Origin of the sequence: Mesorhizobium sp. M7A.F.Ca.CA.004.04.2.1 (assembly GCF_004022825.1) — a bacterium.
Taxonomy (GTDB): Bacteria; Pseudomonadota; Alphaproteobacteria; order Rhizobiales; family Rhizobiaceae; genus Mesorhizobium.
Genome location: NZ_RZPH01000074.1, coordinates 1 through 11,295 on the forward strand (window position 1 = coordinate 1; position 11,295 = coordinate 11,295).

Annotated in this window: 9 protein-coding genes; 1 reads left to right on the forward strand and 8 read right to left on the reverse strand. The window is 63.0% G+C overall.

The window, feature by feature from the left end:
- A partial coding sequence (locus EN893_RS05620) for a GGDEF domain-containing phosphodiesterase (RefSeq protein ID WP_164900727.1) occupies positions 1-1,226 on the forward strand: 1,226 nt, incomplete at its 5' end.
- A gap of 15 nt (positions 1,227-1,241) precedes the next feature.
- Here EN893_RS05620 and EN893_RS05625 read toward each other — a convergent pair.
- The 8 genes from EN893_RS05625 to EN893_RS05660 all read right to left on the reverse strand — a co-directional run bounded on the left by EN893_RS05625 (position 1,242) and on the right by EN893_RS05660 (position 11,181).
- The gene (locus EN893_RS05625) at positions 1,242-2,261 is read right to left on the reverse strand and encodes a class I SAM-dependent methyltransferase (RefSeq protein WP_127267919.1); all 1,020 of its coding nucleotides are present in this window, start codon (positions 2,259-2,261) and stop codon (positions 1,242-1,244) included.
- A 106-nt stretch (positions 2,262-2,367) separates the two neighbouring features.
- A complete protein-coding gene (gene pnp, locus EN893_RS05630) occupies positions 2,368-4,515 on the reverse strand; it encodes a polyribonucleotide nucleotidyltransferase (RefSeq protein WP_127270698.1) in 2,148 nt (715 codons plus the stop codon).
- A gap of 278 nt (positions 4,516-4,793) precedes the next feature.
- Positions 4,794-5,105, reverse strand: a complete 312-nt coding sequence (rpsO, locus tag EN893_RS05635) for a 30S ribosomal protein S15 (protein ID WP_269470859.1) — start codon at positions 5,103-5,105, stop codon at positions 4,794-4,796.
- Between the two features lie 140 nt (positions 5,106-5,245).
- Complete coding sequence (gene corA, locus EN893_RS05640; protein ID WP_128361443.1) at positions 5,246-6,340, reverse strand: magnesium/cobalt transporter CorA; 1,095 nt, start codon at positions 6,338-6,340, stop codon at positions 5,246-5,248.
- 44 nt (positions 6,341-6,384) lie between these two features.
- Positions 6,385-7,395: a tRNA pseudouridine(55) synthase TruB gene (gene truB / locus EN893_RS05645; protein WP_127270703.1), complete on the reverse strand. Its 1,011-nt coding sequence runs from the start codon at positions 7,393-7,395 to the stop codon at positions 6,385-6,387.
- Positions 7,395-7,835, reverse strand: a complete 441-nt coding sequence (gene rbfA / locus EN893_RS05650) for a 30S ribosome-binding factor RbfA (RefSeq protein ID WP_127270705.1) — start codon at positions 7,833-7,835, stop codon at positions 7,395-7,397. The genes truB and rbfA overlap by 1 nt, the downstream gene beginning before the upstream one ends.
- Before the next feature lie 125 nt (positions 7,836-7,960).
- Positions 7,961-10,534: a translation initiation factor IF-2 gene (gene infB, locus EN893_RS05655; protein ID WP_127270707.1), complete on the reverse strand. Its 2,574-nt coding sequence runs from the start codon at positions 10,532-10,534 to the stop codon at positions 7,961-7,963.
- Positions 10,531-11,181 carry an RNA-binding protein gene (locus EN893_RS05660; protein ID WP_127270709.1) on the reverse strand — a complete coding sequence of 217 codons (651 nt, stop codon included), beginning with the start codon at positions 11,179-11,181 and terminating at the stop codon, positions 10,531-10,533. Before EN893_RS05660 ends, infB begins: the two co-directional genes overlap by 4 nt.
- Positions 11,182-11,295 lie beyond the last annotated feature (114 nt).

An 11,295-nucleotide genomic window follows, 5' to 3' on the forward strand; every position in this document is an offset into this window, starting at 1 on the left:
CGACCAGCCGGACCGGCGAGCCGATGTTCCTCATCGATATCGACATCGACCGCTTCAAGCAGATCAATGACGCCATCGGCTACAGCCAGGGCGACGAGTTGATCCGCGCCTTCACCAAGCGCTTGAAGACGTGCGTGCCACCGCGCGCGCTGATCGGACGCATCGGCGCCGGTGAATTCGCGATCCTGCTGCCCGACAATCAAGTCGCGGGGTCCTTGGAAAGCACCATAGAGAGGCTCATCGACGAGATGATGGAGCCCTATGATCTCGGTACGCACCTGCAATCGGTCAGCCTGTCGGTCGGCATCGTGGCGATGCCAAAGGACGGCGTCGATCCGGTCCTCATCCTGCGCCGCTCTAATCTGGCGCTGCAGAACGCGCGCGCCAGCGGCGTCGGCAACTGGTCGGTCTTCCATGCCGAAATGGGCAGGGTCGCCGACCATCGCCAATGGATCGAATCCGAACTGCACATAGCCTTCGAACGTGGTGACTTCGACCTTCATTACCAGCCGCAGCTCGATCTCCCGACCGGCCGCATCGTCGGGTATGAAGCGCTTATCCGCTGGCGGCATCCGGAACGCGGCATGATCCCGCCTATGGAGTTCATTCCGATCGCCGAGGAAACCGGCATGATCGGCCCGATCGGCGAATGGGTGCTGCGCAAAGCCTGCAGCGACGCCCGGCATCTGCCCGACGATTGCTTCGTCGCCGTCAACATCTCGCCCGTCCAGTTCATGACCAAGGACTTCGTCGGCATCGTGCACGACGCCATGACGAGCACCGGCATCAAGCCGTCGCGGCTGGAGCTGGAAGTGACCGAGACGGCGATGATGCAGGACCGCGACCGCGCCGCCGCCATCCTGAAGGAGCTTGCGGATATGGGCATCTCGGTCGCCGTCGACGATTTCGGTACCGGCTATTCCAATTTGAGCTATTTGATCGATTTCTCATTCGGCAAGCTGAAGATCGACCGGTCCTTCGTCAGCCGCCTCGACACCGACTCCAGCTCCGGCGCGGTCGTCTCGACGATCGTCGGGCTTTCGCGCGCGCTCGGCGTCAGCATCATTGCCGAAGGCGTCGAGACCGAAAGCCAGGCGACGCTGCTCAGGGCAGCCGGCTGCGAGGTGGTGCAAGGCTACCTGTACGGCAGGCCGGCCCCCCTCAAGATCAGGGTCGGCGACGTGCATGTCACCGATGAGGTCCGACGCGTCGCCAATCTGCATTGAACGCGGTGCATTGTATCAACGACGAGCGACAAGCACCTTGAACATGCCGTCGCGGGCGAGTTCGGCATGGCTCGAAAAAGCGGCCGCCAGGATCGGCTCATAGGGAAGCTGGCGGTTGGCGACCATGAACAGCCGACCACCTGGTTTCAAGGCCTTGGCCGCCGCGCGGATCATGCCGGCGCCGATCTCCGGCTCGGCCGCCCGGCTGCGGTGAAAGGGCGGGTTCATGGCGATCGCGTCGTAGCGCTTCTCGACCGGTTCCTTCAGCAGATCGATCCAGAAGAAATTCCTGGCGATCGACTGGCCGACCCCTGCCAGATGGAGCTTTGCGGCTTCGAGCGAGGCGAAATCGGCCTCATAGAGGTCGAGCGCTGAAATGCCCGGTGAGCGGACGGCGATCTCGGCAGCCAGATACCCCCAGCCGGCGCAGAAATCGGCAATGTTGCCACGCAGATCATTGGGCAGGTTCTCGACCAGCAATTTCGAGCCGGTATCGATCCGGTCGAAGGAAAACATGCCGGGCGCGGTGCGGAACCGGTTTTCAACCAGCAGAGCGGGATTGGCGGCGCGCAGTTCCTCCGCGGCGGCGAGGTCGGCGGGACGGCGTAACCAGAAGGCGATGCCGTGATATTTCGGCAGATGGCCCTCGAGGGGGACAAGTTCGCCGACCCGCTTGCGCAGGCTGGCAATGCCATCGTCCTTGCCGCCGCCAACGACGACCAAGCCGCCCGGCGCCACACGCTCAAGCGCCTCCGCGAGGCGCACTTCGTTCAGACCCCGATGCCGGCCGGCAAGCACAAGTGCCATATCGAAGCCATCGCCTTCCACTTGCGCGGTGACGGCGCAGCCAGACGCCTGCAGCGCGCTAAAATGCGGCCGGAAGCCCTGCACGAGGTGAAGCGTCGCCTCGAAGCCTTCAGGCAGGCGAAAACCCGGCTCAGCGCCGAGAAACAGCACGCGCTCGCCCTTTCCCGGCAAAGCAACAGCCTCGGCCTCGAAGGGATGGAAAAGCGTCTTCAACGGCTCGGCGGACATCGTTCGATCTCGACTTGTCTGGGCTATTTGAAAGTGAAAACCGGGGCTGAAATGAAAACGGGCGCGACATAAGCCGCGCCCGCTTCAATTCATGAACTCAAGACGTTCAGGCGGCGTTTTCTTCGCCTTCGCTCTTCTTGTCGCGGGCGAGTTCCTTGCCGGTGGCCTGGTCAACGACCTTCATCGACAGGCGGACCTTGCCGCGCTCGTCGAAGCCCATCAGCTTGACCCAGACCTTGTCGCCTTCCTTGACCACGTCCGAGGTCTTGGCGACCCGGTCGTTGGCAAGCTGCGAGATGTGGACGAGGCCGTCACGCGGACCGAAGAAGTTGACGAAAGCGCCGAAATCCGCGGTCTTGACGACCGTACCTTCGTAGATCTCGCCGACTTCCGGCTCGGCGACGATGGTGTGGATCCACTTCTTCGCCGCCTCGATCTCCTTGGCGTTGGACGAAGCGATCTTGACCGTGCCGTCGTCCTCGATGTTGATCTTGGCGCCGGTCTTTTCGACGATCTCGCGGATCACCTTGCCGCCCGAGCCGATCACGTCACGGATCTTGTCGGTCGGGATGTGCATCACTTCGATGCGCGGTGCGAACTCACCGAGTTCCGAACGCGCGCCGGTCAGAGCATGCGCCATCTCGCCGAGGATGTGCTGGCGGCCATCCTTGGCCTGGTCCAGCGCGATCTTCATGATCTCCTCGGTGATGCCTTCGATCTTGATATCCATCTGCAACGAGGTGATGCCGTTGGCGGTGCCGGCGACCTTGAAGTCCATATCGCCGAGGTGATCCTCATCACCAAGGATGTCGGACAGAACGGCGAAACGCTCGCCCTCCTTGATCAGGCCCATGGCAATACCGGCGACGGGCTTGGCCAGCGGCACGCCGGCATCCATCAGCGCCAGAGAGGTGCCGCAGACGGTGGCCATCGACGACGAACCGTTGGACTCGGTGATCTCCGAGACGACGCGCAGCGTGTAGGGGAACTGGTCGGCACTCGGCAGCATCGGGCGAATGGCGCGCCAGGCAAGCTTGCCGTGGCCGATTTCGCGGCGACCCGGCGAACCCATGCGGCCGGTCTCGCCGACCGAGTAGGGAGGGAAGTTGTAGTGAAGGAGGAACTTCTCCTTGTACATGCCGGTCAGGGAATCGACATACTGCTCGTCCTCGCCGGTGCCGAGCGTTGCAACGACCAGCGCCTGGGTCTCGCCGCGGGTGAACAGCGCCGAACCGTGGGTGCGTGGCAGGACGCCGACTTCAGAGACGATCTTGCGGACTGTCTTCAGGTCACGGCCATCGATGCGCGAGCCGGTGTCGAGAATGTTCCAGCGCACGACCTTGGCCTGGAGTTCCTTGAAAACCGAACCGATCTGCTCGGAGGTGTACTTGGCATCTTCGCCTTCGACCGGGGCGAACGCTGCCTTGACCTTCGCCTTGACGGCGTCGACGGCGGCGTAGCGCTTCTGCTTGTCGACGTTCTTGTAGGCATTGCTGAGTTCGTCGCCGACGATCTTCAGCATCTCGGCTTCAAGCGCGGAATAGTCCGGCGCGGTGAAGTCGCGCGGCTCCTTGGCGGCGACTTCGGCCAGCTTGATGATGGCGTCGATGACCGGCTGGAAACCCTTGTGGCCGAACATGACGGCGCCGAGCATCAGCTCTTCGCCCAATTCCTTGGCCTCGGACTCAACCATCAGCACGGCGTCGGTGGTGCCGGCGACGATCAGGTCGAGCTTCGATTCCTGCATCTCGTCGACATGCGGGTTGAGCACGTATTCGCCGTTGATATAGCCAACGCGGGCGCCGCCGATCGGGCCCATGAAGGGCACGCCCGAGAGCGTCAGGGCAGCCGAGGTGGCCACGATCGACAGGATGTCGGGATCGTTCTCGAGGTCATGTTGGACGACGGTGACGACGATCTGCGTGTCGTTCTTGTAGCCGGAGGCGAAGAGCGGGCGGATCGGGCGGTCGATGAGGCGGGAAACCAGCGTTTCCTTCTCGCTCGGACGGCCTTCACGCTTGAAATAGCCACCCGGGATCTTGCCGGCGGCGTAAGTCTTTTCCTGGTAGTTGACGGTCAGCGGGAAGAAATCGAGGCCGGGCTTCGGCTCCTTCATCGAAACAACGGTGGCGAGAACCTTGGTCTCGCCGTAGGTGGCGAGCACCGCGCCGTCAGCCTGGCGTGCGATCTTGCCGGTTTCGAGGATGAGCGGACGGCCGCCCCATTCGATTTCCACTTTGTGGTGATTGAACATGTCTTGTCCTTAATATGAGGAAAGGGCCGCGCCGTTTCACGGTGCGCGGATGCCCTTTCCCTGGCTTCCTTTCTCGGGCAGCCACGGGCAAGACAACGGGAAGCTCGGGTAATTTCGGCGCGGCGAGCGCGCGCGAGCGTCCTGCAATCCTGCCCCATGACCGTCCATGGGCGGTTTCGAGTGCCCTCTGCACGATCGAAACCGGGTCTGGCCAGTCGATACGACTGGCAGAATGCGCGACCGGCGGGCTCTCCTTCGAAAGCCCGCCGGTCAATTCGTCAACGACGCAGACCGAGCTTCTCGATCAGCGTCTGGTAGCGCGCGTCGTCCTTGCGCTTGAGATAATCAAGCAGGCTGCGGCGCTGGGAGACGAGAGCAAGCAGACCACGGCGGGAATGGTTATCCTTCTTGTGGTCCTTGAAATGGTCGGTCAGGTTCTTGATGCGCTCGGAAAGGATGGCCACCTGGACTTCCGGAGACCCGGTATCGCCCTTGGCGGTTGCGAATTCACCCATCAATTCCTGTTTGCGCTCGGCAGTAATCGACATCGTGTTTTTCCTTATCTGTTTGAGGAAACGGGTCGCCCTCAGCCGGGATGTCGTCCAGCAGGGGCCGGTGCAAGCAAAGCGTCACAGCGCTATGCTGCGGCGCATATAGTGCAATTCCCCGGAAAACACCAGCCCAATTCACCAGCCGGCTTTTCAGGCCCAAAATGGCAGGTTTATCCTTGTCAAAGCCATTTCTTCCATTTGAAGAAGGCGATCAGCCCGAACGCGACAAGCGCCATGAACAGCAGCGACAAGGGATAGCCATAATAGGCCTTCAGTTCCGGCATGTTCCAGGGCGAAGACTCCGGGTCGAAATTCATGCCCCAGATGCCGACCAGGAAGGTGAGCGGCATGAAGATGACCGATACGATGGTGAGATAGCTGATGACGTCGTTGGTGCGCGCCTGGCTCAGCGACAGGTGCATTTCGATCAGGCCGGTCAGCATGTCGCGCTGGGTTTCGACCAGTTCGATCAGCCGCAGCGCATGGTCGAGCGTGTCGTTGAGGAAGATCTTGGTCTCGGCCTTCACATAGGGCACATCGTTGCGGATCAGCGTCGCCAGCGCATCGCGCATTGGCCAAAGCACGCCTTTCAGCACGTTGGCGTCGCGCCGCAATTCATGCAGTTGCCGCATCTGATGCTTGTGCGGCGAATGCAGCATCTCGTCCTCGATGCTGTCGACCGTGTCGCCGGCGGCCTCGATCGGCGGAAAATAGCTGTCGACGATGGCATCGATCAGCGCATAGGCGAGGTAATCGGCGCCGCGGGCGCGCAGCCGGTTGGGCGCCGAACTTTCGATGCGCTTGCGCACCGGATCGAACGGATCGCCTTCCCGCTCCTTGAATGTAACGACGACGTTGCTGCCGAAGAAGACGGCGATCTGCTCATAGCGATGCGAGGTGACGTCGTCGATCATCCTGACGACGACGAAGGCATGGTCCTCGAAGAAGTCGACCTTCGGCCGCTGGCCGGTGTTGACGACGTCCTCCAGCGCCAGCGGATGCAGGCTGAAAATGCGGCCGATCTCCTCGATCAGCGGGATGTTGGCGAGGCCGGTGCAGTCGAGCCAGAGGACCGGCCATTTGTCGCAATGGGTGTTGAGGTCGTCGATGCTGGCATTTTCGATGGTCTTGAATTTTTCGGGCGAGATCAGCGTCAGCCTGAGTTCGCTGCGACGCGCCGAGGGGTCGGCGATCAGCGTGCCAGGCGACGCACCGACCGGCGGCCGGCGCGTTTTCACCGGCGCCCGTTTGTTCACCGCTTCGGCCTTTGCCATGTGCCCCTCGAACGTAGAGTCGAACTGAAGTTAGACGAGAGCCGTCACCCGGCAAAGACCCGCTTGGGCTTGAACATGCCTTGCTCGATGGCACCGATGGCGACCAGCTTGCCGCGCGCCGTGGCGCAGGCTTCCTCGGCTTCCACCGGTGCATCGCGGCCGCGGATGATGACTGGGTTGCCAAGGCGGATCTTGGTCGCCGCATCGTCGCTGATGGCGATCTGCGGCAGGCAATCGAGGGCAGCCGATGTGTCGACCAGGAGCGCATCGATGGCATCGAAGTCGATTGGCACTTCCACCTTGTCGGCAGCCTCTGCCGTGTCGGCGGCTACCGTAGCGTCGGCGATATCAGTCGCGTCCGCGTTTCCCTCCACCACGCCGAAACGGGCAGCTTCCAACTCGGCGATGGTAACGAAGTCCTCCGAGGTGAACGGTTCGACCTCGACCCGGCGCAATTCGCTGATATGGCCGAAACAGCCCATGTCGCGGCCCATGTCGCGGGCCAGCGAACGCACATAGGTGCCCTTGCCGCACTCGACCTCGAAAACAGTATGGTCGGCGCCATGCTCGACAACGTCCAGACGGCCGATCTCGATCTCTCGCGCGGGTATGTCGACCGTCGCACCGTCGCGGGCCAGATCATAGGCGCGCTCGCCGGCGATCTTGATGGCCGAGAATTGCGGCGGCGTCTGCATGATGACGCCGGTGTATTTCGGCAGCAGGGCGAGCACCTCGGCTTCCGACGGACGCAGATCGGACTCCTTCGACACCGGACCTTCGAGGTCATCGGTGGAGCGCTCCTGCCCCCATGCGACGGTGAAGCGATAGATCTTGGCGCCGTCCTGCACGTAGGGAACGGTCTTGGTGGCCTCGCCAAGCGCGATCGGCAGCATGCCGGACGCCAGCGGATCGAGCGTGCCGGCATGGCCGGCTTTTTCCGCCTGGAACAGCCATTTGATCTTGGAGACGGCTTCGGTCGAGCCCATGCCGACCGGCTTGTCCAGGATCAGCCAGCCCGAGATCGGCCGGCCCTTCTTCTTGCCGCGGCGCGCCACTATTCGGTGTCCTTGTTGTCGTCTTTGTCCTGGTCCGCGTTTTGCTGGTCCTCAGGACCCAGATCGCGCGCCACTTCCGGCGATTTCAAGAGGTCGTTGATCCTGGCGAAATTGTCGAAGGAGGTGTCGAGCTTGAAGCGAAACTCCGGCATGAATTTCATCTGCCGCAGCGCGCCGGAGACACGGCCACGGATGAATTTCGCATGCTTGTTCAGCGCCTCGACCACCGCATCGGTATCCTTGGCGCCGAGTGGCGAAACGAAAGCGGTAGCGACCTTCAAATCGGGCGACATGCGCACTTCCGAGACCGACACCACGGTGTTCTCGATCAGCGGATCGATGATCTCGCCGCGCTGCAGGGTTTCGGACAGCGCATGGCGCACCTGTTCGGCGACGCGCAGCATGCGCTGGGATGGGCTGGATGTGGTTGGACGGGGCATTTTTCTCTATCCTGAAGCGTGAGGCGCGGGATGGGACCGTGCCGCATGTCTCATATGGGTCGTTCTCAATAGACCTCGGGCGGCGGCCTTTCGGCCACCGCCCGGTATGGACAAGTCACTCGAACTCAGAGTGTCCGGGTCACCATCTCGACGCGGAAGCACTCGATGACGTCGCCGACGCGCATGTCTTCGTAATTCTGGAAGGCCATGCCGCACTCCTGGCCGCCGGGGACTTCCGAAACTTCGTCCTTGAAGCGCTTCAGGGTCTTCAGCGTCCCTTCGTGGATGACGACGTTGTCACGGATCAGGCGCACACCCGCGCCACGCTCGACCTTGCCTTCGGTGACACGGCAGCCGGCGATCTTGCCGACCTTGGTGATGTCGAAGATCTCGAGGATCTGCGCGTTGCCGATGAAGGTCTCGCGACGCTCCGGCGACAGCAGGCCCGACAGAGCCGCCTTCACGTCATCCACGAGGTTGTAGATGATCGAGTAGTAGCGGATCTCGATGCCAGCCGCCGCTGCGGCGGCACGCGCCTGGACGTTGGCGCGGACGTTGAAGCCGATGATCGCGGCACCCGAAGTCTCCGCCAGCGACACGTCGCTTTCGGTGATGGCGCCGGCGCCGGCATGGACGATGCGCGCACGCACTTCGTCGGTGCCGAGTTTGTCGAGTGCGGCGTTGATCGCCTCGATCGAGCCCTGCACGTCGCCCTTGATGACCAGCGGGAATTCCTTCAGCCCGCTTGTCTGCAATTGCGACATCATCTGCTCAAGCGAACCGCGCTGGCCGGCATGCTTGGCAACCGCCTTCTCGCGCGCCAGCCGCTGGCGGTATTCGGTGATCTCGCGGGCACGGGCCTCGTTGTTGACCACGGCGAAGCGATCGCCGGCCTGCGGTGTGCCCTGCAAGCCAAGCACTTCCACCGGCATCGCCGGCGGCGCTTCCTTGATCTGCACGCCACGATCGTTGACCAGCGCACGCACCCGGCCCCATTCGTTGCCGGCAACAAGGATGTCGCCCGGCATCAGCGTGCCGGTCTGCACCAGCACGGTCGCGACGGGGCCACGGCCCTTGTCGAGCTGGGCTTCGATGACGACACCCTCGGCGGTACGATCCGGATTGGCCTTCAGGTCGAGAATTTCGGCCTGCAGCAGGATCGCCTCGAGCAGCTTGTCGAGATTGGTGCCCTTGGTCGCCGACACTTCGACGTCCAGAACTTCACCGCCCATGGATTCGACGAAAACCTCGTGGCGCAGCAGTTCGGAGCGCACTTTCTGCGGATCGGCATCATGCTTGTCGATCTTGTTGATCGCCACGATGATCGGAACGCCGGCCGCCTTGGCATGGCTGATCGATTCGATCGTCTGCGGCATGACGCTGTCGTCGGCGGCAACCACCAGGATGGCAATGTCGGTCGCCTGGGCGCCACGAGCACGCATCGCCGTGAAGGCGGCGTGGCCGGGCGTGTCGATGAAGGTGATCTTGTGACCGTTCTTCTCGACCTGGTAGGCGCCGATATGCTGGGTGATGCCGCCGGCTTCGCCGGAGACGACATTGGCGTTGCGGATCGCGTCGAGCAGCGAGGTCTTGCCATGATCGACGTGACCCATGATCGTCACGACCGGCGGACGCGAAACCAGGTCCTCGGCATTGTCGGCGATGTTGAACAGGCCTTCCTCGATGTCGGACTCGGCGACGCGGCGGACCGTGTGGCCGAATTCGGTAGCAACCAGCTCGGCCGTGTCGGCATCGATGACGTCGCCCGGCTTCAGGATCTGGCCCTGCTTCATGAAGAACTTGACCAGGTCGACCGCGCGCTCGGACATGCGTTGCGCCAGTTCCTGGATCGTAATGGTCTCTGGCAGGATCACTTCGCGCATGACTTTCTCGCGCGGCTCATTGTGCATCGCGCGCTTGAATTTTTCCTGGCGGCGACGCATCGACGACAGCGAACGGGCTCGCGCGTCTTCGTCGGACAATGCTGAATTCAGCGTCAGCTTGCCGCGGCGGCGGTCTTCCTCGGCCTTGGTCGGCTTGGCCGGACGCGCCACTTCGGGCGTGACCGGACGGCGCACCGGTGCGCCGGCGCCAACCCGCTTCGGCTTGGCCACTTCCTCGTCATCGACTGTTGCCAGTTCGGCAGCCAATGGCGCGCGGCGACGCGCCTCTTCCTCAGCCCGACGGCGGGATTCGGCCTCGGTCTGCAACCGCGCCTCTTCCTCGGCCTGGCGGCGTGCGGATTCATCGCGTTCGCGCTTGCGGCGCTCTTCGTCCTCGGCGCGACGCTTGGCATCCTCGGCGGCGCGCTGGCGGTCCTCGACCTCGCGAACCTTCGAGCCCTCGAGCGCCCTGCGGCGTGCTTCCATTTCACTGCGCGACAGTTCGTTCAGCACCATGCCGCTGCGCTCGACCGGGGCCGGTGGCGGCGGGGGTGGCGGCGCCTTCGGTGCTTCCGGCACGACGGGTGCGGCCACGACCGCCGGCTTCGGTGTGAAGACGGGGGCGGCAACAGGCTCCGGCTTGTCGCCGGGCATCGAGAACTTGCGCTTCTTGGTTTCGACGACGACCTGCTTGGTGCGGCCGTGCGAGAAGTTCTGGCGCACAGTGCCCTGCTCCATACCGGGGCGCTTCAGCGTCAAGGTCTTCTTCGGCGTCACACTCAGCGTATTGTCGTCACCCGATTTCGTATCGCTCATTCCATATCCTCTGCGGCATCATCTTCGTCAGCAACAGCCGCAAGCATTGCCAGATCGTCCGGGGAACCGCCCCGATACCGGTCGAGCGCAACCATGCGCTTCTGGACCGCCCTGCCCGCGTCTCCCGCGAGAACGGCAGCATGTATCACATTTGTACCCCCCAATGCCAAGCTCAACTCGACCTCGGAGAAAAGTTTGTAGGCAAGGATGGCGGGCCCGCCGAGATGGACTGTCGCCCGTCGCGCCTGGCTGATCTTGCGCACGCCGTCATCGGACGCCTCGGTCGCGTGGAGCACGAAAAGCGCCAATCCGCCGCGAACAGCACTTTCGACCTTGGTAGCACCAAGCGAAATTGCGCCTGCCTTACGGGCAAGACCAAGCATGCCCAGAGCGTGCCTGGAAAGCAGCCCGTCGATCATGCCGCCAAGATCGGGCGGCACGACCACCTGTGCCTTGAAGGCGCGGGCAAAGAGGTTCTTCGCCGCAGCCTTGTCGATATGTAGGCGGTCGGCGCTCACCCAGCAACCGCGGCCGGGCAGATTTCTCTTGATGTCGGGAACGACGGCCGAATCCGGGCCGACGACGAACCGGATCAGATCATCCGGTTCGGCTTGTTTGCGCGTAACGATGCAGGTGCGATCGTTCATCTCGTCCAGGGGCGGGTTCGGTGCGATGCGGTTTCACCTCACGCACCAACGGCTTCGTCAGCCGAGACTTCTTCGGCTGCAAGCTCGTCTTCGGTGATCCAGCCGGCCTTGAGG